Source organism: Amycolatopsis vastitatis (assembly GCF_002234595.1).
In the GTDB taxonomy this organism is placed as follows: domain Bacteria; phylum Actinomycetota; class Actinomycetes; order Mycobacteriales; family Pseudonocardiaceae; genus Amycolatopsis; species Amycolatopsis vastitatis.
The window spans coordinates 100,366-123,936 of sequence record NZ_NMUL01000014.1 but is presented as its reverse complement, the minus strand read 5'-3'; the positions used below and the strand labels follow the sequence as shown (position 1 = coordinate 123,936).

Sequence of the window (23,571 nt, the reverse complement as noted above, 5' to 3'; positions counted from 1 at the left end):
CGGGATCCCGTGGCGATCACCCCATCAGGGCTGCCAGCAGGACATCGCTTCTTCGACTTCCGCCACCTCGAGCGGCCGGTGGGGCAGCTCCGACGCCTTGCCGGGCTCGGCGCGGAGGCCGTCGAGCAGCATCGCGAGGCAGCGGCGCCACAGGTCCGGGTCCACCGCGCACGTGAACTCGACCACCGAGCCGACCATCATGTGCAGCAGCGGGATGTCCGTCGGGGCGAAGTCGGCGCGCAGCCCGCCCTGCGCCTTGGCGCGCTCGACGAGCTGTGTGACCAACGGCACCAAGCGGGCTTTCTCTTCGGCGACGTGCTCGTGGCCGAACTTGTTGGACAGCATGATCTCGCGGAGCCCGCGGTCGGAGGAGTGCAGTTCGACGGCTTTCCAGGTGAAGTCGACGAACGCCTGCCACGCGTCTTCGGTCTTCAGCGCGTCCTCGGCGAGCCGGCCGATTTCTTCCATCCGCTCGGCGAACATGGCCTCGACCAGGTGTTCCTTGCTGGGGAACCGGCGGTAGACCGTGCCGACGCCGAGGCCGGCGTGGTGGGCGATGTCGTCCAGCGTGGCTTCGAGCCCGCGCAGGCCGAACACTTCGCGGGCCGCCGCGAGGATGCGACGGCGGTTGAGTTCAGCGTCACGTCGCAGCGGCCGCGCCGGTGCGGCGGGACCAGTGTCCCGTGCCATACCGCCAGTCTAACCCCTGAAGTAGAGGCACCGTCTCCGGTTCTTGTGTACCTTGGGCCACGTAAGGGGAGATACCTACTCCACATAGTGTCTTGATCACTCTCTGTGAGGACATTCCATGACCGAGTCCACGCTCGCCGTCGCGCCGTCGGGGGACACGCGCGCCGCCGAGAACCCCCACCACGCCAGACGGTGGCTGATCCTGGTGATGATCGGGATCGCGCAGCTGATGGTCGTGCTGGACGCGACCGTCGTGAACATCGCGCTGCCGTCCGCCCAGGTCGACCTCGGCTTCTCCAACGACGCCCGGCAGTGGGTCGTCACGGCGTACGCCCTCGCGTTCGGCAGCCTGCTGCTGCTCGGCGGCCGGCTCGCGGACCTCTTCGGCCGCAAGAACACCCTTCTCGTCGGCCTGGCCGGCTTCGCCGCGGTGTCCGCGCTCGGGGGCGCGGCCACCAACATCGAAATGCTGCTGGTCGCCCGTGCGGCCCAGGGCGTGTTCGGCGCGCTGCTCGCGCCCGCCACGCTTTCGCTGCTGACCACGACGTTCACCGACCCGAAGGAACGCGGCCGCGCGTTCGGCGTGTTCGGCGCCATCGGCGGTGGCGGCGCGGCGGTCGGGCTGCTGCTCGGCGGCGTGCTCACCGAGTACCTCGACTGGCGCTGGTGCATGTTCGTGAACATCATCTTCGCGGTCGTCGCGCTCGCCGGCAGCATGGTCCTCCTGCGCAACCAGAGGGACGCCGGCCCGCGCCCGAAGCTGGACCTGCCGGGCACGATCACCGCGTCGGCCGGTCTGTTCGCCCTGGTCTACGGCTTCGCGAACGCCGCGTCGGACTCGTGGTCGTCGGCCTCGGTCTGGGGCTTCCTGACCGCGGGCGTGGTGCTGCTGGGCGTGTTCGTGTGGCTGCAGCAGCGCGTCGAACACCCGCTGCTGCCGCTGCGCGTGCTGCTCGACCGGGACCGCGGCGGCTCGTACCTGGCGATGTTCCTGCTCGCCATCGGCATGTTCGCGATCTTCCTGTTCCTGACGTTCTACGTGCAGCAGAACCTCCAGTTCACGCCCATCCAGAGCGGCGTCGGGTTCCTGCCGATGGTGGCGACGCTGATGCTGTCCGCCACGTCGGCGACGGCCGTGCTGCTGCCGCGCTTCGGCCCGAGGCCGCTGGTGCCGACCGGCATGGCGATCGCCGCCGCGGGCCTGTTCTGGCTCAGCGGGATCGGCCTCGACAGCACGTACGCGTCCGGCGTCCTGGGCCCGCTCCTGGTGATGGGCTTCGGCATCGGGCTGGCGATGGCGCCGGCGATGAGCGTCGCGACGTTCGGAGTCGAGGCGCACGACGCGGGCGTCGCGTCGGCGGCGGTGAACACGATGCAGCAGGTCGGCGGCTCGATCGGCACGGCGCTGCTGTCGACGCTGGCCGGCAACGCGGCGACGGCGTACCTCGCGGGCAAGGTCCCGACGCCGCAGCTCGCGGCCGAGGCGTCGATCGAGAGCTACACGACGGCGTTCACCTGGGCGGCCGTGATCTACGTGGCGGGCGCGGTGCTGACCGCGTTCCTGCTGCGCCCGGGCGTCCCGAAGGGCGAAGCGGCGCCGGGTGCCGTCCACCTGTAGTTCCTGTCGTGGGTGAACGGGCCTCCTCCCGGGGAGGCCCGTTCAAGTCACCAGGCCGTGGCGGTAGGCGTAGACGACCGCCTGGACGCGGTCGCGCAGGTCGAGCTTGGCGAGGATGCGCGACACGAACGTCTTGACGGTCTCCGGGCTGATCACGAGGCTCGCGGCGATTTCGCTGTTGGAAAGGCCGTCCGCGATGAGCCGCAGAACCTCCAGTTCGCGAGGCGTCAACGGAAGATCGGGTGTCGTGGCGGCGGGCCGGATGCGGGCCGCGTGCCGCCCCACCAGCCGGCGAGTCACCTCGGGGTCCAGCAGGGCCGCGCCCGAGGCGACGGTCCGGATCCCGTGCAGCAGCCGGTCCGGCGGCGCGTCCTTGAGCAGGAACCCGCTCGCCCCCGCGCGCAGCGCCTCGTAGACGTACTCGTCGAGGTTGAAGGTCGTCAGCACGAGCACCTTCACCGGGTGCGGGACGCCGGCGCCGGCCAGCAGGCGGGTGGCTTCGATGCCGTCGAGCACCGGCATGCGCACGTCCATCACGACGACGTCCGGGCGCAGCTTTCCGGCGAGGTCGACCGCGGCGCGCCCGTCGCCGCATTCGCCCGCCACCTCGAAGTCGGGTTGCGCGCCGATGATCGTGACGAGCCCGGTGCGGATCAGCATCTGGTCGTCGCAGACCAGGACCCGGATCGGCGCGGTCACGACCGGTTCCCGGTGGGAATCCGCGCCCGGACGACAAAGCCCGCGTCGGCCTGCTCCGCGCTGAAGTCGCCGCCCAGGACGCGAACCCGTTCGCGGAGGCCGGCGAGGCCCCGCCCGCTCCCGCCGGGGGACGCGTCCCGCGAGCCGGGACCGTCCGTGCCGACCTCCACCTCGATCTCCCGTTCGTCGTGGCGGACCCGCACCGAGGTCCGGCTGCCGTGCGCGTGCTTGAGGGCGTTCGTCAGGGCTTCCTGCACGACCCGGTAGGCCACGAGGTCGGCGCTGCCCGCCGACTCCGCCGCCGTGCCCTCCTCGGCGAACTCCACCGGCTGCCCGGCCTCGCGGGCGTGCTCCACGAGCGTGCGCAGGCCGCCGGGTGGCGGCGTGATCTCGGGGCCGTGGTCGGGGTTGAGCAGGTCGAGCAGGTGCCGCAGGTCGGCGATGGCCCGGCGGCCGGTGCCGGTGATCGCGGTCAGCGTCTCGTCGAGGCGGTCGGGTGCGGCGGTGAGGTACCGCGCCGCCTCGGCCTGCACGACCATCGCCGTCACGTGGTGGGTGACGACGTCGTGGAGTTCGCGGGCGATGCGGTTGCGTTCGGCGGCCCGGGTGTCGTCGGCGACGCGGTGGCGGCGTTCCGCTTCCGCGGCACGGGTGGCGCGCAGCCACGAGCCGGTTCCCCAGGCGAACACCAGCAGCAGGTAGAAGGTGACGAACTCGACGGGCGGCTCCGAACCGAGCCGGAAGAGGACGACCGCCAGCAGCGCGTACGCCACCGAAAACCCGGCGGCCGTGGCGCGCCGTCGTCGCTCGAGGTGGGCTCCCGCGCTCATCAGCGCGACGGCCAGTGCGGCGCCCGCGGCCAGGTGGTAGCCGCGGACCTGGTCGACGGCGAAGCCGAGCGACACCAGCGTGAGGCAGAGGGCCGGCCACCGCCGTCGCACGGAGAGCGGGAGGCATTCGAGGAGGACCACCCCGACGGCCAGCGCGTCGAAGGAGCGTGACGGCACGCCGCCGAGTTCGGTCCCGTGGCTTTCGAGGGCCGGCACGAACGTCGCCGCCAGGAACAGCAACCCGAGCGGGAGGTCCCGGACCACGACGTCGAGCCGGCGCCACCGCGCCAAGGCCGCCCGGTGATCGATCACCGGGAAAGTGTAGTGACGTCGTCGAGGCGTCCGGTGCGACGGCGGGGCACCAGATTGCCGCGCCGGCGGGCCAGCCACAGGAAAGCGCCCGTCGCCAGCACGCAGAACAGCACCGAGTAGAGGCTGCCCTCCGGACCGAAGTCGCCACCGGTGATGGCCACGGGACCCGACGTCGCGGCGTCCAGCAGCCCCTGCGGGGTGCCGTTGCCCGAGACCTCCGTGCCGAAGATGCCGGCCAAGGCGAAGTTCCAGCCGAAGTGCAGGCCGATCGGGAGCCACAGCTTGCGGGTGGCGACGTACGCGGCGGTCAGCAGGCCGCCGGCCTCGATCGCGATGGCGATGGCGCCCCACAGCGTCGCGTCCGCGTTGAACAAGTGCACCAGGCCGAACAGGACGCCGGTCAGCGCCAGGGCGATCCCCGTCCCCGTGCGTTCTTCGACGATCCGGAACAGGACGCCGCGGAACAGCAGCTCCTCCGTCACCGCGGCGGCGGCCATGAAGCCGACGAGCCCCACCGCGGCCGGCACCGAGCCCCAGCCGCGGACCTCGTAGTCGCCCAGCAGCGCGATGTTCGCGATGACGAGCCCGCACAGCGCGACCCCGGCCAGCGCGCCCCGGCCGAACGCGAGCCCGGCACCCGGTCGGGCCAGCTCGGTGACCGGGCGGTGCTCGGTCCGCCGCACCACCCACCGGTAGACGACCACCGCGAGCACGGCGGTCAGGGCTCCGAGGACGAGCGTCAGCCACGGATTCCCCACCGCGTTGACGACTTGACCGCCGACGAACGCGACCGCCGCGACGGCCAGCAGTTGCCAGACCAGCCTCATGAAGAACTCCTTCGAATCCCGCGGGCCTGCCTGCCGCGGCTGCGAAGAACGCTAGGGATCCGGCGGCCGGGAATCGTCACCTCGCGGTGGACACCTGCGCGTAGCTCGCACGGGGGACAAGTCACTTGAACCTTTCCGGGCCCCGGCGCACTAGTAACACTGGGAGCGGGGGAAGGAGGCACGGTGGCGACGTCGAGAGACCTCGATTTCAGCGAGTACTTCGCCGCGCGCGTGCAGCGGTTCCGCCGCGTGGCCTTCGCGCTCTGCGGTGACTGGCACGCGGCCGAGGATCTGGTCCAGACCATGTTCGTCCAGCTGTACCGGCGCTGGCGGCGGGTGCGGCCGGACACCGTCGACGCCTACGCGCGCCGGATCCTGCTGAACCTCTTCCTCGCCGGGCAGCGGAGGTCCGGGCGGGAGTACGTGACGTCTTTCGTGCCGGACACGGCGTCGCTTCCGAGCCGGGACACGTCTCTGCGGCTCGACGTGGAGCGCGCGTTGGCCGGGTTGACGCCTCGCCAGCGCGCGATGGTCGTGCTGCGGTTCCTCGAAGACCTCCCGGTGACCGAGGTCGCGGCCCTGCTCGGCGTCGCCGAAGGCACGGTCAAGTCCCAGACGGCCCGCGGGGTCGAGGCCTTGCGCGCGGCCCTGCCGGCGCCGACGACGGAGGAGTCGTGATGGAAGACGTCCGGACCGCGTTGACGGCGTACGTGACCGAAGGCGAACCGCCGATCGGCCTGTCCGGGGAGGAGGTCCTCGCGGCGGCGCGCCTTTCGCGCCGCCGGTACCTGCTCACGGGGGCGGTGGCGTTGGCCGTGGTGATTCTGGCGCTGGGGCTCGCGGTCGTGGTCCTGCCGCACCGGGCCGAAGTCGCGAGCCGCCCGTGCCCGACGGCGTCGGCCACGCGCGAGGCTCTGGTCGACCGGCTGAGCTGTGTCATCGGCAACGCGGTGCGTGCGCTGCTGCCTTCCGACGCGCAGATCACGCGGTTGACGATCCCGGGGGAGACGCCGCCGGCGGACCCGTTCCACCTGATCGCCGACCCGGCCGGGGACTCGCCCCGGCCCCAGGACGCGTTGTTCCACATGGGGGTCCGGGTGACCGACGCGCGGGGTTCCGGGTCGGTGTACGTCCTGCTCGTGCCCAGCAGCAACTCGGGTGGCCCGCCGTGCGGCGACAACCCGGAAGAGATCGCCTGCCGCGTGGAACCGACGCCCCAGGGAGTGCTGTGGCAGTCGACGCTGCGCTCCGGCGATGTCGTGACCCACCGCGTGGCACTGTCCGCACCGGGCGCGCAGGTGCAGTTCACGTCGAACAACAGCGGGGTGCTGCAGCAGATGGGCGTCCACCTGCCGAAGCAGCGCCCGGAGCCGACGCTGACCCTCGCCCAGGTGCGGCAGCTGGCGTTGACGCCGGGATTGGACTTCTAGGGCACCAGGGCCACGAAACCGAGGCCCGTCGTCCGCTCCGCCAGGTCGAGGGCGGCCGCCGGGTCGTCCAGGCCGACCGTCCGCGGTTCGACCGCCGAGAGGTCCAAGAGCCCGGCGCGGACCAGGTGCCACACCTTGGTCACCGTCTCGTCGTCGCTCATCCAGGAGCCGCGCAGGGTGAGCCTGCGGTGCATCAGGTCGCCGTACGGGATGGTGAGGTCCTGGCGCACGCCGCCGATGACCACCAGGGTGCCGCGCACGCGCAAGCTGTCGTAGGCGGCCATGGTCGCGTCCGCGGTCGGCGTGGCGCCGAGGGCGTCGAGAGCGATGTCCACCGGGCCGATGCCCGCCGCGTCCGCCGCGCGGTCGCCAGTCAGCCGGTGGACGCGCACCCGGGGGCCGAGCGCGGCCAGCCGGTCGAGCGCCTTTTCGTTGCGGCCCACCGCCGTCACCGTCGCCGCGCCTTCCGCCAGCGCCGTCAGCACCGCCGCGCCGCCCAGCTGGCCCGTCGCCCCGACCACCGCGACGTCGCGGCCGGTCAGCGGGCCCGCCGCGCGCAGGCCCGCGGCGGCGATGCCGAGCCACGGCAGGAACGCCAGGCGGGCCGGGTCCGGGTGGTTCTCCGCACCGGGCAGCTTGACCAGCGTTTCCTTGGCGCAGAGCGCCTTTTCCGCGAAGACGCCGTCGCGCCACACCGCGCGCATGCGATCCGTGCGTTCGCTGCCGGCGCCGGAACCGCCCAGGCCGACCCAGCCCACCAGGATCTCGTCGCCGCCGCCCGCGTCGAGCAACGCCGTGTCCAGCACGATGTCACCCGGGGCGACGTGGAACACGTCGGGCGCGACGTCGAGCACGCGCCCGACGCAGGAGGGACCCAGGATCAGGGGGACCGGCAGGGTGCCGCGGTTCCCTTGCACCACCGCTTTCGTGTACGCCGGGAGGTGCGCGGCGAGCACTTCCACGAGTACGCCACCGCCCTGGAGGGTGGGGGCAGGCACGTCGGAGAGGCGTACGTCGTCGTCTTGTGCAGTCACAGTCCAAGCTCGCATGGGACCAGCCTCGCGACTCGTTAAGCTGGTATCCAGAATCGGGTTATTCTGGTATTGGAGGTTCCAGGGTGAGCGTCGAGCTGGGCACGTTCCTGCGCAGCCGCCGGGAGCGGCTGTCCCCGGCCGACGCGGGCCTGCCGGTCACCGGGCGCCGCCGTACGCCCGGGCTGCGCCGCGAGGAGCTGGCCCTGCTGGCCGGCATCAGCGCCACCTGGCTCACCTACCTCGAGCAGGGCCGCGACGTCCGCCCGTCCGGCCAGGTGCTCGACGCCCTGGCCCGGGCACTGCGGCTGAGCGCCGCCGAGCAGGAGCACCTGCGCCGCCTCGCCGGGGGAGGAGCGACGGCCGCGGAGGACGCCCCCGAGGAGGTCGCGCCCGAGGTCGCGGGCGTCCCGGCGTTGCTGGGCGACAACCCCGCGTACGTCACCGGCATCTGTTACGACGTCCTCGCGCACAACGCCGCCGCCGCGGAGCTGCTCCGGGGCATCGGGCCGGGCGGCAACGTCGTGCGCTGGGTGTTCACCGAGCCCGCCGCGCGCGAGGTGCTCGTCGACTGGGAGCAGGAGGCGCGCACCATCCTGGCCCGGCTGCGCGCGGTCGCGGGGCGGCACCCCGGCCACCCGCGCGTGAAGCGGCTCGTGGCGGAGCTGACCGACGCGAGCCCCGAGGTGCGCGAGTGGTGGCCGCGGTACGACATCCAGTTCAGCCACGCGGGCCGCAAGCGCTTCCGGCATCCCCGGCTGGGCGTGATCACCATGGCGCACGCCGCGTTCCCCGTCGCCGAACGGCCCGAGCAGACGCTGGTCGTCTACCACCTGCCTAGTGCCGGCGGGATCGCAGCGCCTCGATGACCTCGTCGTCCCAGCGGTGGGTCCGGATCAGCCGGTACCGTTCCGCCGCCACCCACATGTACGCCTCGGCGTCGGTCCGGTCGCCGATCAGCCCCGCCTGCCGCAGCATCGCCACGACCGGGACGAACTCCTCCTCGAACCACCGCTGCGCCACGTTCGCCCGGTCGCAGAACTTGCCTTCGTCCTGCATCAGCCGGAACCCCCACGCCTCCACGTGTTCGCCCAGCTTCGCGTAGTCCCACGGGTCCGACACGATCACCGACGCCCGCGCGTGGCCGGTCAGCGGGACGCGCTCCAGGAACAGCCGACGGTAGTCCTTGACGATCAGGTCGCCGCGGTGGCGGATGCCGCTCGGGTCCAGCTTGGTCTTCACGACCGTCACCGAAGCCTCTATTGTGGACAGTCCCTGCGCGAGCGCGACCGACACCCGGTGGTGGCCGTCGATGATGAAGTGCAGCTCGCCGACGCGGTAGACCTCGATCGGCGGGATCTCCTCGCCGCGGCGGGCGGCCAGCGCCAGGCGTTCCCAGCGCTCGCGGACCCGGGCCGACGTCGGGCGGAAGCGGCGGTCGAAGTCGCGGCTGCGGTCGACCGTGCCGGCGATCGAGTCCAGCTTGATCACCCGCAACCCGATCCGGTGCTCGCCGAGGTAGCCGAGCGCCTCCACCACCTCGTGGAACGGCAACATGATGTTGACGTCGTCGGGCTCGCGGCGCAGCCACGTCGAAAGCCGCGAAAGCACCTGGCCCCGGCGCGCGCGGAGGAAGTCGTTCTCCGCGTCGGCGCGGGGGAACCCCGTCTCTTTCATGAGAACTCCATGATCCGGTGGCCCACCACGTTGCGGATGCGGGTTTCGCCGACGACCCGGTCCGGCACCGGCTCGCCGTGGGGGTGGATGTGCCCGTGCAGCAGCCACTTCGGGCGCAGCACGTCGATCGTCCGGTGCAGGCACGCGAACCCGCGGTGCGGCGGGTCCGGCCGGTCGCCGAGGTCCAGCGGCGGCGAGTGCGTCAGCAGCACGTCGACGTCGCGGCCGTCGCGCCACCGCCGCCATTTCGCGCGCCGCACCAGGCCGCGGGCCCGGCGGGCCTGCTGGCGCTGGGTCCACTGGTTGGGGCCGTCGTTGTAGCGGATCGAACCGCCGAGCCCGGCGAACCGCAGCCCGGCGACGTCGACGACCCGGCCGTCGGCGTTGACACCACCCGCCGGACCGGGCCACGGCGTGGGGAAACCGTCCTTCATGGACAGTCCGCCGTAGCGCGTGTAGCCGCTCAGGTCCGGGTCGTGGTTGCCGGGCACGAACACGCACGGCACGTCGAGCGCGCCGGCCAGGAACGCGAGGTAGTCGTAGGGGAGGTCGCCGGCGCCGATGACGAGGTCGACGGAGACGGTGCGGACCGCATCGGTCCACAACCGCTCGTCGACCTCGTCGGCGACCACCAGCGCTTTCGGCATGGCCCCAGGGTACGACGCCCCGGTTACTTCATGCCGTGCGCGAATCCGGGGTCGGCGACGATGACGAAGGTGATGACGAAGATCCACACGAGGCTGAGCGTGAGCGCCCAGAACTTGAGGTTGGACAACATCCTGGACATGACGTGTCTCCGAAGGAATCCGGTGGGAAAAGAAAGGGGGACCTAGAGCCAGCCGTTCTTCCGGAATATTCGGTACAGCAACAGGCAGATCGCCAGGATCACGGTGATCACCAGCGGGTACCCGAACTTCCAGTGCAGTTCGGGCAGGTAGTCGAAGTTCATCCCGTAAATGCCCGCGATCATCGTCGGCACGGTGATGATCGCCGCCCACGACGTGATTTTGCGCATGTCGGTGTTCTGCTGCAGGGAAATCTTCGCGACGGTCGCGTCGACCAGTGTGGACAGCAGCTCGTCGAACGCCGCGACCCGTTCCGACACGGTCGTGAGGTGGTCGGCGACGTCGCGGAAGTACGAGCGGACCTCGTCCGGCACCAGCCGCGTGTAGCCCTCGGCCAGGCGCTGCACCGGCGTCGCCAGGGGCACCACCGCCCGGCGCAGCTCGAGGACCTCCCGCTTCATCAGGTAGATCTGCTCGGCGCTGACCTGCGAGCGGGGCGCGAAGACCTGCGCCTCCATCTCGTCGATGTCGTTCTCGATCCGGCCCGTGACGTCGAGGTAGTGGTCGACGACGTGGTCGGCGATCGCGTGCACGACCGCGGACGGGCCCAGCTGCAGCCGCTCCGGGTCGTCGTCCAGCTCGCGGCGCAGCCGCGCCAGCCCCGAGTGGTTCCCGTGCCGCACGGTGATCACGAAGTCGCGGCCGAGGAAGACCATGAGCTCGCCGGTCTCGACGATCTCGTTCGCCGTGGTCGGCGACTCGTGCTCGACGTACCGCACGGTCTTGACCACCAGGAACAACGTGTCGTCGTAGCGTTCCAGCTTCGGCCGCTGGTGTGCTTCGAGCGCGTCCTCGACCGCCAGCTCGTGCAGCCCGAACGTGTCCGCCACACCCTGGATCTGCTGGGCGTCCGGCTCGTGCAGCCCGATCCAGACGAACCCCTCGTGGCGCTTCCGGACCTCCTTGATCGCCTCGGAGTGGGTCCAGCGGCCGGGCAGGCGCTCACCGGCGACGTAGACCGCGCAGTCGACGACGTACGCCGACAGCGGCACCGGGATCGGGCGGACGGGAACGGCGCCCTTGTTGCCGCGGCCGCGAAGACCGCCGAGCGAGGGAATGGCAGGCATGGGATCTCCTGGTGTCGTGCGTGGTCGTGCGAGACGACTGACCAGGGGCGGAAATGCGTCCGCCCGGCGACACACCAGCGTTCCCGGAGGAGAGAAGGCCTACCAGGAGATGAGCCGGCCGGCCGGTGAGGTGGGAACGCTGGGACTACTAGGGAGCGGACTATCGCCACTACTCATCGAGTTCCTCACCTCCTTCGGGCCGGGGGCAACAGTGGTGGGGCTCGCGTTGACGCGCGAACTACCGATGGTTGAGGGTACTCCTCACTACGGATGCGTGTCGTACCAGCCTCACGCGGTGTTACGCGAACAGGAGAGACGAGTGCAGTTCGGTCGGTACTACGAGGAGTTCGAGGTCGGTGCGGTCTACAAGCACTGGCCGGGCAAAACGGTCACCGAATACGACGACCACCTGTTCTGCCTGATCACGATGAACCACCACCCGCTGCACCTGGACGCGCACTACGCCGAGGAGACGACCGACTTCGGCAAGAACGTCGTGGTCGGCAACTACGTCTACTCGCTGCTGCTCGGGATGTCCGTGCCCGACGTCTCCGGCAAGGCGATCGCGAACCTGGAGGTCGAGTCGCTCAAGCACGTCAAGCCGACCTTCCACGGCGACACGATCTACGGCGAGACCGAGGTGCTGGACAAGACGCCGTCGAAGTCCAAGGACGACCGGGGAGTCGTGTACGTCGAGACCCGCGGGTACAAGCAGGACGGCACGATCGTGTGCATCTTCCGGCGGAAGGTGATGGTGCCGAAGCGCTCCTACGGGGAGACTCGCGGCGGGGAGCAGCCGGGCCGGCCGGTGCCGCACGAATGAGGCTCTGATGGACTTGGACGGGATCAAGGGCGTACTGCGCACGTTCGCGGAAGCCGAGGCGCGCGGGGTGTCGCCGCTGTACGAGCACCTGGCGCTGCAGGCGGCGGAGGACGACGACGTGGCGGGGCTGCTGTCGGTGGCCCGCGACGGCGAGGTCCGCGGGACGCTGCTGATGGCGACCGCGCACCGGCTCGTGCAGGCGGACCCGATCCACCCGCTTTCGCGGTACTACCCGTCGCTGGGCGGCTTCGACGGCGTCGACTCCGAGACCTGGCCGCTGTTCCGGTCGTTCCTGCTGGAGCGGGCGGACAAGGCGCGTTCTCTGATCGCCTCGCGGTACACGCAGACGAACGAGGTCCGGCGGGCAGCGCTGCTGTACCCCGGTGTCGCGCGGGCGGCTCGCGAAGCGGGCGGGAAGGTCTCGCTGCTGGAGGTGGGCTGCAGCGCGGGGCTGCTGCTGGGCCTGGACCGCTTCGGCTACCGCTACCAGTGCGACGGCGGTGACCAGCTGACGGCGGGCCCGGCGAAGGCCGCGGTCGGCCTGCACTGCGCGCTGGACCTGGCCCCGGGCGCGGTGACGCCCAAGCTGCCGAAGAAGCTCGCGGTGCTCGACCGGGCGGGGCTCGACCGGGCCCCGGTGGACCTGTCGGACGAGGACGAGCTGGCCTGGCTGGAGGCGTGCGTCTGGGCGGACCAGCCGGACCGCATCAGGCTCCTGCGCACGGCGGCGGCGGAGCAGACCCGCCACCGGCCGCGGTTGATCACGGGCGACGGCGTGGACGACCTCGCCTCGGCGGCGGCGACGCTGGACGGGCCGCTGGTGGTGGTGACGAGCCACGCACTGGCCTACTTCCCGGCCGACCGGCGTGCCGCGTTCGTCGCCGAGCTGGCCTCGCTGGCGAAGTCGCGGCCGGTGTGGTGGGTGTCGGAGGAGTTCTACGGCGCGGGCCTGGAGATCGTGCTGCCGGGGCGGTCGGATCTGTCGGGTGCGGACGGGCTGGCGACGCTGGGCGTGGTCCGGTGGGAGGACGGGAAGCCGGAGGCCCACGCCCTGGCCCGGACGGCGCCGCACGGGCAGCGGATGACCTGGCTGCCGCTCTAGCGGCTTGCCTGTGGCGGGCCGGTTGCCCACAGGGATGCCGTCTTGTGGACAACTGGGCTGAGCAGCGGCGTTCCCGCGGGTTTCGTCGGCCGGCGCCGATAGACTGGACTTGGGGACGCCCCCCAGGGAGGGCGGGGGAGGCTTCCGGGGCGGGGCCGGAAGTGGCGGGCCGTTCAAGCCCGCGGCAGGGCACCCCAGTCACGAAGCGTCACGTAAAGCAGATCCACCAGCTCTCCGCCCGCCTCGAGCGTGGACAGGTCCGCCGCATCGGACCAACGGGCCTCCGACGCGTCGTCACCCGCCGTGAGAACGCCGCCCGCCACCGTGCAGGCGTAGTCGTAGATCGCGTACGGCCCTCGCGTCACCGTGCCGATCAATGTGCCCGGAATCACGTCCAGCCCGGTCTCCTCCCGCAGCTCCCGGACCACGGCCACTTCGTCCGATTCGCCCGGTTCGACGCGGCCGCCGGGCAGGGACCACAGCCCCGATCCGGGCTCGTTCAGGCGCCGGATGAGCAGCAAGCGGCCCCGTGAGTCGAAAGCGATGCCGCCGACGCAGCGGACCGTGGTGCTCGCGGGGTGTGCCATGTCCCGAAGGGTAGACGTGACCGAACTGAAAACGGATGTCCTGTACACGGAGAGTAGCCGTACGGTACACTTCGGACCGCGTGCTGACCCGAGCGCGGGACTTCCCTCCCGTGCCCCTGTCCAGTGCGGTACAAGTTAAGTGCCACTTGTCCGGTGTCACCGTAAGAGACGGGATTGATCACGGTGAACGTGAAGAAGATTGCGGGCCTCGCCGGTATCGCGCTGGTGCTGTTCTTCGTCATTGCCCAGCCGGGCCAGGCCGCGGGCCTCGTCGGCAACATCATCCAGTTCCTGCGCGACTCGGCCGAATCGGTGATCACCTTCGTCAGCAGCGTGTTCAAGGGCTGATCGGGGGCTACCCTCGAACCATGTTCGCGCCACGCGATCCCGACGAGTACCTCCTCGACACCGAGCGGCGGGTCATCCGGATCCGCCGCCACTGGGCGGTGCTGCTGTGGGACACCTTCGAGGCGGCCGCGCTGCTGGCCGTCTGCGTCCTGGTGTCCTACCTGCTGCCGCCGGCGCTGTACATCGGCCAGAACATCCTCTGGTACGTCGCGCTGCTCGTCGTCCTGCGGTTCGCCTACGTGGTGATCGAGTGGTGGGTCGAACGGCTGGTGGTCACGGACAAGCGGTTCGTCATGACCACCGGCGTGTTCACCACCAAGGTGCTGATGATGCCGATCAGCAAGGTCACGGACCTCAGCTACGTCCGCACCGCCAACGGCCGGATGATGGGCTACGGCACGATGGTGGTCGAGTCCGCCGGTCAGATCCAGGCGTTGAACCGGATCGACTACATCCCGCGTCCCGAAGAGTTCTACGACACGATCTCGGAGCTCGTCTTCGGCGACAAGCAGAAGCAGGCCGAGCGCTTCTCGATGATCAAGGCCCAGCGGGCCGCCCGGGGGAAGAAGCCGGTCGGCTGAGGCGTCCCGCCGCACGTGTGACGTAGCGCATCGTCGACAATGGACATGATGCGCATCGACCTGCACGCCCACTCCACCGCTTCCGACGGCACCGACTCGCCGGCCGGGCTCGTCGCCGCGGCCGTGAAAGCCGGGCTCGACGTCGTCGCGATCACCGACCACGACACCACCGCGGGCTGGGCGCCCGCCTCCGAGGCGGTGCCGCCGGGCCTGACGCTGGTGCCCGGCGCCGAGCTCTCCACGGTGTCGATCGACCCCGACACGGGCAGGCAGATCAGCGTCCACCTGCTCGCCTACCTCTTCGACCCGACGGCCGAGACCGTCGTCACCGAGCAGACCCGGCTGCGGCTCGAACGCCGCACGCGGCTGCGCCGGATGGCCGAGCGGATGGCCGCCGACGGCCTCCCGATCGACGCCGACGAGATCTTCGGCCTGCTGCCCGAGGACTCGCCGCCCGGCCGCCCCCACCTGGCCCAGGCCCTGGTCCGGGCCGGGCTCGTCAAGTCCGTCGACGAGGCCTTCGCCGACTACCTGAGCCCCCGCCGCGGCTACTACGTCCCCCGGCGCGACACCCCGGTCGGGGAAGCGATCGACATGATCGTCGCGGCCGGCGGTGTGACGGTCATCGCGCACCCCTTCGCCTTCAGCCGCGGCGCCACCATCAGCGAGGACACCCTCGCCGAGCTGGCCGCACGCGGGCTCACCGGCGTCGAGGCCGACCACCCGAACCACGACGCGCCGACGCGGGCCCGCACCCGTGAGCTGGCCCGCGAGCTCGGCCTGCTCGTCACCGGTTCCAGCGACTACCACGGCACGAACAAGACGATCGCGCTCGGCGAGTGCACCACCGACCCCGGTCAGTTCGAGGAACTGGTCGCGCGGGCAACCGGCAGTCAGGTCGTGAAGGGCTGACATGGCGATCGCCGACTTCTTCGACGTGAAGCTCTTCATGAGCGCGACGATCACGCTGGTCGTCATCATGGACCCGCCCGGCACGGTGCCGGTGTTCCTCAGCCTCGTCGGCCGCAAGCCGGTGGCGACGCGGGCGCGCGCCGCCCGGCAGGCCGTCCTGGTGTCGCTGCTGGTCATCACCCTGTTCGCGGTCGCGGGCCAGGCGATCCTGGCCTACCTCGGCATCGGCATTCCGGCGCTGCAGGGCGCGGGCGGGCTGCTGCTCCTGCTGATCGCGCTGCAGCTGCTCACCAGCAACGGCCACGAGCCCGAAGCGGCGGCCGAGGACGTCAACGTCGCGCTGGTGCCGCTCGGCACGCCGCTGCTGGCCGGCCCCGGCGCGATCGCCGCGACGATCGTGTTCGTCCGGCAGGCCGACGGCCACCTCGGCGCGTACATCGCGCTGGCGCTGGCGATCGTCACGACCCACTTCGTCATCTACCTCTGCATGCGCTACTCCGGGCTCGTCATCCGGCTGATCAAGGAAAGCGGCATCACGCTGCTGGCCAAGGTGGCCGGTCTGCTGCTCGCCGCCATCGCGGTCGAGCTCGTCGCGAACTCGGTCCGCGGCTTCATCTCCGGCGCCGGCTGACGCCTTCACCCCGGTTGTCCGATCGGACAGGATGAGCCGGGTTCGTTGACATCGTTGGCACTTCTCCCGCAGCCTGAAGCTCAGCTCAGCGGTTGAAACGATTCAAACGCCTTGCGGAGGCCTCGATGAAGTGGCTCAGAGCGTTCCTGCCGGTGGCAGTCCTGGTGGCGAGCGGCGTGGCCGCCGCGCCCGCCACGGCCGCGCCCGGCTGGCAGAAGTACGTCGTCGCACCCACGACCCGGGACGTCCGGCCGGTGAAGGTGCTGTCCACCAGCGGTGACGTCTCGAACCCGAACGGCCTGCTCGGGCGCGGGGTGGCGACGTTCAAACGGCAGGCGCCGCCACCGAAGCCGGTGTGGCCGGCGGGGACCACGGCCACCGCGTCGTCGTTCCACGCGCCGAACAACGGCGGAAACGGCCAGCCGCGGACGTACGACCCGGGCAACGCCGTCGACGGGAACACCGAGACGTTCTGGAACGACGACACGATCGGCGCCTACCCGGACGTCCTGACGATCACCGCGGCCGCGCCGGTCGCGCTCCCCGGCGTCACCCTCTTGTCCAATGTGGACGGAGTGCCGCAGGACTTCACGGTCGAAGTGCTGGACGCCGGGGCGTGGCGGGTGGCCGCGACGGTCGGCGGCAACACCGCCGTGCAGCGGGCGGTCGCCTTCGACCGGCCGGTGACCACCACGCAGGTCCGGATCACCGTGACGAAGGACCAGAACACCCCGTCCGGCGAGTTCAGCCGCGTCAGCGAGGTCTGGCCGGGGCTGGTCGCCGATCCGCCGGTGCCGGTCGCGGTGCTCGACTTCGGCAAGGTCGTCGCTGGCTACCCGAAGATCGCCTTCGCGGGCGCGTCGGCGAACCGGCCGGGGGTGCGGCTGTCGTTCTCCGAAACCCAGCAGTACCTGGGCGAACGCTCCGACTTCACGCGTTCGGACTTCTCCGGCGGGCCGGGCAGCGACCAGTACGCGGTGCCCGCGACGCCGACCGTCTGGCGTGACACGAAGGGGTGCCAGAGCGGCACGCAGGTGTGCGCGGACGGCCTGCACGGCTTCCGCTACCTGCGGATCAGCCTCGACGCGCTCGCGTCGGACGCCCCGCTCGCGCAGCCGTCCGGTGAGGTGCGGATCAGCGGCGTCTCGCTCGACTTCACGCCGTTCCTCGGCACGCCGTCGACCTACCGCGGCTGGTTCGAGTCGTCCGACGAAGACCTCAACCGCTACTGGTATGCCGCTTCCTACACGAACGAGCTGGGCATGGACACCTTCCGGGAGTCCGATGTGGACCCGCGCGGCGCGTTCTCGCCGTCGCTGGACGGGAAGCTGGTGCTGCACGACGGCGCCAAGCGCGACCGGGACCCGTACGTCGGCGACGTCGCGGTGTCCGGCCTGACGCAGTACCTGACCCACCAGGACGGCACGGCGGCGCGGAACGTCCTCGCCGACCTGGCCGACCACCAGCGCGCGGACGGCTGGATCCCGCCGGCGTCGATCAACAACTACACTCTGCCGCTGTTCGACTATCCGCTCTGGTGGGTGACGTCGAGCTGGGACTATGTCCTCTACAGCGGCGACACCGCGTACGCGGCTTCGTACTACTCGCACCTCGTGAAGACGCTCGACACGTGGTATCCGTCGGTCACTGATTCGCGCGGGTTGCTCGCGAAGGGCCTCAACGGCACAGGCGGCTACGGCGACTACGCGTTCCTGCCGCGTACGGGCGAAGTGACGTACTACAACGCGTTGTACGTCCGCGCTCTTCAGGGCGCGGCGGGCTTGGCGCGGGCGACCGGGCACGCGGCGGACGCGGACCGGTGGCTTTCGCGCGCTTCCGGCGTGGCCGCGGCGGTGAACGCTTATTTGTGGGATCCGGCGGCGGGCGCGTACCTCGACTCGGCGACGGGCGCGGTGCGCCACGGCCAGGACGGCAACAGCCACGCGATCCTGGCCGGGATCGCCTCGCCGTCGCAGGCGACTTCGGCGCTGGCGCGGCTGGCGGCCGGGGCGCTGCCGTACGGGAACCCGTTCATGGACAACGACACTCTCGTGTCCGACGGCACGAAGCGCGTGTACGCGTTCACGTCGTTCCCTGAGCTGCAGGCGCGGTTCCGGAGCGGGCAGGCGGCGTCCGCGATCGACCAGATCAAGCGGATGTACGGCTGGATGGCTGCGCACGACCCCGGAATCACGGCGTGGGAAGGCATCGGCGAGGGCGGCTCGCAGTACGAACAGGGCTACACGTCGGCCGCGCACGGCTGGTCGACGGGTGTCGTCCCGGCGCTGACCAACGAGCTGCTGGGCGTCTCGCCGACGTCGCCCGGCTTCGCGACGTGGAAGGTCGCGCCGAACCCGGGCGGCGTTTCTTGGGCACGCGGAGCGGTGCCGACGCCGAAGGGCGCGTTGTCGGCTTCGTGGGCGCAGCAGGGTTCGGTGTTTTCGCTGACGGTCACGGCTCCGCGCGGGACGTCGGGCACTCTCGTGGTCCCGGCCGGTCGCCTGGTCCTGCTGGACGGCCGCGCGGTGCGGGCCGCCGGAACGCTTGCCGTGTCCGGTGGCACCCACACGGTGCTCGTAGTGCGGTAGCCGAGCTTTCCGCGCGGGGCGGGCTCGCCCCGCGCGGAAAGTGTCGGTGGTGGTGCGTAGCGTGGGCGGCGTGAAGGAGCAGATGGGGTTCGACTTCGGCGTCGCGCAACCGGTGCGGCTGACGAAGGTGTCGCCGGCGCGGCTGGCGACCTTCGACGACTGCCCGCGCCGGTACCGGCTCGCGTACCTCGAACGGCCGACGCCGCAGCGCACCGGGCCGTGGGCGCACAGCACGCTCGGCGCGGTGGTGCACAACGCGCTGCGGGCGCTGTTCGACCTGCCGGTGCTCAAGCGGGTGCCGCAGCGGGCGATGGCGCTGGTGGCCGAGTTCTGGAAGGACGCGGGCTTCGAGAGCGACGAGCAGGCGGCGCGGTACCGGGCGCGGGCCAAGGGCTGGGTGGCGGAGTACGTCGAGGACAACGACGTCAGCCACGACCCGGTCGGGCTGGAGCGGTGGGTGTCGGCGCCGGTCAGCCCGGCGCCGGGGGAGCGCCCTTCGATGATCATCGAAGGGCGCGCGGACCGGATCGACGCGCGTGACGGCGAGCTGGTCATCGTGGACTACAAGACGGGCCGCCGGCCACCGGACGAGTACGAAGCGCGGGCGTCGCAAGCGCTTGCGCTGTATGCGGTCGCCGCGGCGCGGACGTTGCGGATGCCGTGCACGACGGTCGAGCTGCACCACCTGCCGACCGGCACGATCGCGGCGGCGGAGCACACGCCGGAGAGCCTGCGCCGGCACTTGCAACGCGCCGGCGAGACCGCCGGAGACCTCAGGCTGGCCACGGATACCCTGGACGCGGGCGGCGACGGGGACGTGTTGTTCCCGGCCCGCCCGGACCGTCGTTGCGCCTGGTGCGACTTCAGGCCGAGCTGCGCGGCGGGGCAGGAAGCGGCCCCGGCGGCGCAGCCCTGGGACCTGCTCGCGCCCTGAACGGGAGGGAACGTGGCTTCACCGGACACCGACGAACTGGCCACAGTGCCCTTCGCCGCCGACGCCCCCGAGGCCGGAACTCCACCGCAGCAGCGCGGTGCTTCCGAGCCCGAAACGGCGCCGCAGGAGCGGGTCGAGCCCGAACGGATCGAACCGGAGCCCGCCGAGCCGGAAGCTCCGGCTCCGGCCAAGAGCGGCGGCCGCTGGTGGCGTGGTTTCACCGGCTCGCTCGCGGCGGGGCTGACGGTCCTCGCGGCCGGGGTGCTCGTAGTGGCGGGAATCTGCCTGTACACGGGCGCACCCGGTCCGGGCGCGACGCTGTTGATCGGCCACCCGGTGGCCGCGGTGCTGGCCGTGCTGGCCCAGCGCGTCGCCGACCGCCGCAACGGTCTCCCGGCGGTGGGGGCGGGCGTAGCGGTGGTGCTGTTCACGGTCTCGGCCCTGACCCTCTTCTGGCTCACCTGACCCGAGTCCCGCCCCCAATCACGCGACTTCCGGCTCCGATCACGCGAGTCCCGCGTTCCAGCACATGAGATGCCCCCTCAATCACGTGTGATGCCCCGCCAATCACGTGTGATGCCCGCTCGATCACACGAGATGCCTCTCCGCGCACGGGAGTTCGGGTTCGCCCGGGCACGTCGGCGGCCGAAACTCGCGCGTTCGTCGTTACTTCAAGGCTGTGAGGGTGGTGCCGCGCTCCTCCAGCAGGACCGGGCCTGCCGCGCCCAGGCGGACCACGCCGGTGTAGCCGCGGCGGTCGACGCCGACCGTGCGGATCGTCGAGCCGTCGTTCTCGTTCAGCACCGCCAGGCCGCCCTTGATCGGGACCACCAGCTGCTGCGCGAACGTGATTCCCGGGCCCTGGGCGCTGCTCAACGTCCAGCGCGGCGAAAGATCGTCACGTGACAACGCCAGCACCTTCGAACCGCTGAACCAGTACACGTTCTGGGCTGTCTGGGTCGTCGCCTCGACTCCCGCCGGCGGGTCGGCCGCCAGATCGCCGGCCGGCACGTCCAAGGGGTACGCCGCGCGCTGGGTGCCGTCGCCGTTAAAAGTCACCAGGAGCTTCTGGTCCGGGAGCGCCACGGCCGTCAGGTCGCCGGACATCGCGATCACGCGGGCCCGCTTGCCCGCCAGCACCGAACTGAAGCTGACCTGCGGTTCGTCGTCCTTCTCCGGTGTCGCCTTGTACACCGTCAGGCGGTCGGCCGGGTCGCCCGGGCAGCGCTCGATCACGCCGACCTTGCCCGACGCCGCCGCGACCGTGCCGTACGTGCAGCCGGTGCGCGGCTGCTTGCCCGCGTTGACCAGCGCCGGGACCTGGCCGTACTCGGCACTCTTGACCAGGTCGTCGCGCCAGGTGTCGAGGAGCTTCTTGCCCGTGGCCGTCACGTGCGAGCCGTCGCTGACCAGCTGCGTGCCCAGCTCGGCGTTGCCGTTGCGCTGGGCGGTGATCCGGCCCGTCGCCGGGTCGAGCTGCGTGACCTCACTGCAGTTCAGCGATTTGTGGTAGACGGCGTTGATCCGGCCCCACGTCTCGTTCACCGTGCACAACGGCAGGTCACGCGAGTAGTGCCAGCGGATCTGCCCGGTCAGCGGGTCGCGGGCGGCGACCTCGCCGCCGTCCGCGGTGGCCACCGCGTCGCCCGCCGTCACCGGGACCGGCGTCGCGCCGCTCGGGGCGCTCCACAGCTCGGCCATCGATCCCGGCACCTTGTCGGGCGCCGCGGGCAACGGCGGGGGCGGGGCCGCCTCGGTCCGGTCGGTGGCCGCGCTGTCGCTCGTCACGCCGATGACCAGCGCGACGGCCACCACGGTCACCGCGATCAGCGCGGCGAGCACCCGGTCCCGCCCGCGGTTCCAAGGCGATCGGCGCGCCTTGACCCGCGGGGCGGGGGCGGGAGCGGGCTCGGTCTCTTCGAGGACGTCTTCCGATCCGTAGCCGGAAGACTCTTCAGGCGCGGCTTCCGGCGCCTTCTCCTCGTCGCTCACTTACCCGACCCCCGCTGCGTAGGCCTCAGTCTGCCGACGCAGGTGTATCAGACGTCGCGGCGGGACGGCGACGGCGGCGCCGCCGGGCCGGACGCTCGGCGTTGTCGCCGGCCTCCTTCTCGGTGGCCGGGCCGGTCGCCTCCGGCGCGGTGCCGCGGGTGCGGCGACGCGCGCGGGTGCGGCCCTCGGAGGCGGGAGCCTCTTCCGAAGACGAGGAAGCGGCCGCGTTGTCCGCGGCCTCGACCTCTTCGGCCGACCGCGCACCACCGCGGGTGCGCTTGCGGGGGGTCCGGCTGCGCTTGCGCGGCGCGTCCTCCGAAGCGGCCTCGTCGGGCTTGCCACGGCCACGCGGGCCGCGGCGCTTGCCGCCCAGGTCCTCTTCTTCCTCGGCGGCCAGGCCTGCCCGGGTGCGGTTGGCCAGCGGCAGCCGGCCCTTCGTGCCCTCCGGGATGCCCAGGTCCTCGAACAGGTGCGGCGACGACGAATACGTCTCCACCGGCTCCGGCTTGTCGAGGCCCAGGGTGTCCGAGATCAGCTTCCAGCGGGGCATCTCGTCCCAGTCGACGAGGGTGACCGCGACGCCGGTCCGGCCCGCGCGGCCGGTGCGGCCGATGCGGTGGACGTAGGTCTTCTCGTCGTCCGGGCACTGGTAGTTGATCACGTGCGTGACGTCGTCGATGTCGATGCCGCGGGCCGCGACGTCGGTCGCCACCAGCACGTCGACCTTGCCCGAGCGGAACGCGCGCAGCGCCTGCTCACGCGCGCCCTGGCCCAGGTCGCCGTGCACGGCGGCGGCGGCGAAACCGCGCTCGACCAGGTCGTCGGCCACCTTTTGGGCGGTGCGCTTGGTGCGGCTGAAGATCATCGTCAGGCCACGGTCCTCGGCCTGCAGGACGCGGGCGATGACCTCGGGCTTGTCCATCGAGTGCGCCCGGTAGACGAACTGGGCGGTGCGCTCGTGGATCGCGCTCGCGTCGTTCTCCTCGGCGCGGATGTGCGTCGGCTGGTTCAGGAACGTGCGGGCCAGCGTGATGATCGGGCCGGGCATGGTGGCCGAGAACAGCATGGTCTGCCGCTCGTCCGGCACCATCCGGAGGATGCGCTCGATGTCGGGCAGGAAGCCCAGGTCGAGCATCTCGTCGGCCTCGTCGAGCACCAGGCCGCGGACCTTGCCGAGCACCAGGTGCTGCTGCTCGGCCAGGTCGAGGAGACGGCCCGGGGTGCCGATCACGACGTCGATGCCCTTGCGGAGCGCCTCGATCTGCGGCTCGTACGGGCGGCCGCCGTAGATGGCCAGTGTCCGGATGCCGAGGTGCTTGCCGGCGCCCTTGAGGTCGTTGGCGACCTGGATGCACAGCTCGCGGGTCGGCACCACGACGAGCACCTGCGGGGTGCCGTCGCCGGGGACCTCCACGCGGTGCAGCAGCGGGACGCCGAAGCCCAGCGTCTTGCCCATGCCGGTGCGGGCCTGGCCGATGAGGTCGTCGCCGGCCATGGCCAGGGGCAGCGTGAGCTCCTGGATCGCGAAGGTCCGCTCGATGCCGGCCTCGGCGAGGGCCTTGACGATCTCCGGCTTGACGCCGAAGGACGCGAAGGTCGGGTTTTCGGGCTCGACCTCGACACCCGCCTGCAGCGGGTGCGACACGTCGAGCGCGGCCGGGCCGGTCTCGCTGTGCTCCAGCGCGACGGCGGGGGTCTGTTCGGTTGTGGGAATTTCTGCGGTCAGGGTGATCGCCTCTCTCGTGACCAGCGCGCACAGCCGTGGGTCCGCTCGACACTCGACCGGGAGTAAACCCTGGTCCCTGGCGCTGAACTGGAGCGCGGAACCGGTCCGTCCCGGGAATGCCGGAAGAGGCGTGCACGCACATTGCAGTACGTCGGCAAGCCGCGTGACCTGCCTGTTCCCGACGCCGGTATGGCGTACGGAAGCTTGATATCGGACGCCAGTGTACCTGGTCAGCAGTTTTTCGACAGTACCCGGCACGCCGGAACCAGTGTGATCGGTCTCGTCGCGGCACGCCCGGGCGCTTCGGCGATACCCTGCCCC

Annotated in this window: 24 protein-coding genes; 13 read left to right on the top strand and 11 right to left on the bottom strand. The window is 71.3% G+C overall.

Annotation, left to right across the window (positions count from 1 at the left end):
• Positions 1-24 precede the first annotated feature (24 nt).
• Entirely contained in the window at positions 25-690 is a 666-nt protein-coding gene (locus CF165_RS17850; RefSeq protein ID WP_093948663.1) for a TetR/AcrR family transcriptional regulator, read from the bottom strand.
• A gap of 118 nt (positions 691-808) precedes the next feature.
• Between CF165_RS17850 and CF165_RS17845 the strand changes: the two genes are divergently transcribed.
• On the top strand, positions 809-2,308 hold the full coding sequence (locus CF165_RS17845) for an MFS transporter (RefSeq protein ID WP_093948662.1): 1,500 nt from the start codon (positions 809-811) through the stop codon (positions 2,306-2,308).
• A 42-nt stretch (positions 2,309-2,350) separates the two neighbouring features.
• Here the strand turns inward: CF165_RS17845 and CF165_RS17840 are convergent, their stop codons facing one another.
• From CF165_RS17840 to CF165_RS17830, 3 genes are read right to left on the bottom strand one after another with little or no spacing between them, the layout of a single operon-like run.
• Positions 2,351-3,007, bottom strand: a complete 657-nt coding sequence (locus CF165_RS17840; RefSeq protein WP_093948661.1) for a response regulator — start codon at positions 3,005-3,007, stop codon at positions 2,351-2,353.
• Entirely contained in the window at positions 3,004-4,149 is a 1,146-nt protein-coding gene (locus CF165_RS17835; RefSeq protein WP_093948660.1) for a sensor histidine kinase, read from the bottom strand. Before CF165_RS17835 ends, CF165_RS17840 begins: the two co-directional genes overlap by 4 nt.
• Positions 4,146-4,976: a CPBP family intramembrane glutamic endopeptidase gene (locus tag CF165_RS17830; RefSeq protein WP_093948659.1), complete on the bottom strand. Its 831-nt coding sequence runs from the start codon at positions 4,974-4,976 to the stop codon at positions 4,146-4,148. The genes CF165_RS17835 and CF165_RS17830 overlap by 4 nt, the downstream gene beginning before the upstream one ends.
• 183 nt (positions 4,977-5,159) lie before the next feature.
• Between CF165_RS17830 and CF165_RS17825 the strand changes: the two genes are divergently transcribed.
• Positions 5,160-5,654 (top strand): SigE family RNA polymerase sigma factor, encoded by a 495-nt coding sequence (locus tag CF165_RS17825; protein WP_093948658.1) that lies wholly within the window; start codon positions 5,160-5,162, stop codon positions 5,652-5,654.
• Entirely contained in the window at positions 5,654-6,406 is a 753-nt protein-coding gene (locus CF165_RS17820; RefSeq protein WP_093948657.1) for a hypothetical protein, read from the top strand. The genes CF165_RS17825 and CF165_RS17820 overlap by 1 nt, the downstream gene beginning before the upstream one ends.
• Here CF165_RS17820 and CF165_RS17815 read toward each other — a convergent pair.
• Positions 6,403-7,440, bottom strand: coding sequence for a zinc-binding dehydrogenase (locus tag CF165_RS17815; protein ID WP_240521651.1), 1,038 nt, complete (start codon positions 7,438-7,440; stop codon positions 6,403-6,405). The two genes, CF165_RS17820 and CF165_RS17815, sit on opposite strands and share 4 nt — an antisense overlap.
• Positions 7,441-7,523: 83 nt before the next feature.
• Between CF165_RS17815 and CF165_RS17810 the strand changes: the two genes are divergently transcribed.
• Positions 7,524-8,306 (top strand): helix-turn-helix transcriptional regulator, encoded by a 783-nt coding sequence (locus CF165_RS17810; protein WP_093948655.1) that lies wholly within the window; start codon positions 7,524-7,526, stop codon positions 8,304-8,306.
• Here CF165_RS17810 and CF165_RS17805 read toward each other — a convergent pair.
• From CF165_RS17805 to corA, 3 genes are all read right to left on the bottom strand, one after another.
• Complete coding sequence (locus tag CF165_RS17805; RefSeq protein ID WP_093948654.1) at positions 8,275-9,114, bottom strand: chromosome partitioning protein ParB; 840 nt, start codon at positions 9,112-9,114, stop codon at positions 8,275-8,277. The genes CF165_RS17810 and CF165_RS17805 overlap by 32 nt on opposite strands.
• Complete coding sequence (locus CF165_RS17800; RefSeq protein WP_093948653.1) at positions 9,111-9,761, bottom strand: metallophosphoesterase family protein; 651 nt, start codon at positions 9,759-9,761, stop codon at positions 9,111-9,113. Before CF165_RS17800 ends, CF165_RS17805 begins: the two co-directional genes overlap by 4 nt.
• 182 nt (positions 9,762-9,943) lie before the next feature.
• The gene (gene corA, locus CF165_RS17795) at positions 9,944-11,026 is read right to left on the bottom strand and encodes a magnesium/cobalt transporter CorA (RefSeq protein ID WP_093948652.1); all 1,083 of its coding nucleotides are present in this window, start codon (positions 11,024-11,026) and stop codon (positions 9,944-9,946) included.
• 319 nt (positions 11,027-11,345) lie between these two features.
• Here corA and CF165_RS17790 point away from each other — a divergent pair, with 319 nt between their 5' ends.
• Both CF165_RS17790 and CF165_RS17785 read left to right on the top strand, forming a co-directional pair.
• Positions 11,346-11,849, top strand: coding sequence for a MaoC family dehydratase (locus CF165_RS17790; protein ID WP_093948651.1), 504 nt, complete (start codon positions 11,346-11,348; stop codon positions 11,847-11,849).
• A gap of 7 nt (positions 11,850-11,856) precedes the next feature.
• Complete coding sequence (locus CF165_RS17785; RefSeq protein ID WP_093948650.1) at positions 11,857-12,951, top strand: DUF2332 domain-containing protein; 1,095 nt, start codon at positions 11,857-11,859, stop codon at positions 12,949-12,951.
• Positions 12,952-13,124: 173 nt separating this feature from the next.
• Here CF165_RS17785 and CF165_RS17780 read toward each other — a convergent pair whose 3' ends face one another.
• Complete coding sequence (locus CF165_RS17780) at positions 13,125-13,538, bottom strand: NUDIX domain-containing protein (protein WP_093948649.1); 414 nt, start codon at positions 13,536-13,538, stop codon at positions 13,125-13,127.
• Positions 13,539-13,721: 183 nt separating this feature from the next.
• On the opposite strand from CF165_RS17780, the gene CF165_RS17775 reads away from it, so the two are divergent.
• From CF165_RS17775 to CF165_RS17745, 7 genes are all read left to right on the top strand, one after another.
• A complete protein-coding gene (locus CF165_RS17775; protein WP_167441484.1) occupies positions 13,722-13,886 on the top strand; it encodes a hypothetical protein in 165 nt (54 codons plus the stop codon).
• Between the two features lie 20 nt (positions 13,887-13,906).
• On the top strand, positions 13,907-14,467 hold the full coding sequence (locus CF165_RS17770; RefSeq protein WP_020643599.1) for a PH domain-containing protein: 561 nt from the start codon (positions 13,907-13,909) through the stop codon (positions 14,465-14,467).
• 48 nt (positions 14,468-14,515) lie between these two features.
• The gene (locus tag CF165_RS17765) at positions 14,516-15,379 is read left to right on the top strand and encodes a PHP domain-containing protein (RefSeq protein WP_439098509.1); all 864 of its coding nucleotides are present in this window, start codon (positions 14,516-14,518) and stop codon (positions 15,377-15,379) included.
• A 1-nt stretch (position 15,380) separates the two neighbouring features.
• Positions 15,381-16,010: a MarC family protein gene (locus tag CF165_RS17760; RefSeq protein WP_093948646.1), complete on the top strand. Its 630-nt coding sequence runs from the start codon at positions 15,381-15,383 to the stop codon at positions 16,008-16,010.
• Positions 16,011-16,135: 125 nt separating this feature from the next.
• The gene (locus CF165_RS17755; RefSeq protein ID WP_093948645.1) at positions 16,136-18,598 is read left to right on the top strand and encodes an alpha-L-rhamnosidase-related protein; all 2,463 of its coding nucleotides are present in this window, start codon (positions 16,136-16,138) and stop codon (positions 18,596-18,598) included.
• 82 nt (positions 18,599-18,680) lie between these two features.
• A complete protein-coding gene (locus CF165_RS17750) occupies positions 18,681-19,532 on the top strand; it encodes a RecB family exonuclease (RefSeq protein ID WP_167441493.1) in 852 nt (283 codons plus the stop codon).
• A 12-nt stretch (positions 19,533-19,544) separates the two neighbouring features.
• Entirely contained in the window at positions 19,545-19,997 is a 453-nt protein-coding gene (locus tag CF165_RS17745) for a hypothetical protein (protein WP_093948643.1), read from the top strand.
• Positions 19,998-20,198: 201 nt separating this feature from the next.
• Here the strand turns inward: CF165_RS17745 and CF165_RS17740 are convergent, their stop codons facing one another.
• Positions 20,199-21,524: an Rv3212 family protein gene (locus CF165_RS17740; protein ID WP_205660892.1), complete on the bottom strand. Its 1,326-nt coding sequence runs from the start codon at positions 21,522-21,524 to the stop codon at positions 20,199-20,201.
• A gap of 25 nt (positions 21,525-21,549) precedes the next feature.
• Positions 21,550-23,169, bottom strand: coding sequence for a DEAD/DEAH box helicase (locus tag CF165_RS17735; protein WP_240521650.1), 1,620 nt, complete (start codon positions 23,167-23,169; stop codon positions 21,550-21,552).
• Positions 23,170-23,571 lie beyond the last annotated feature (402 nt).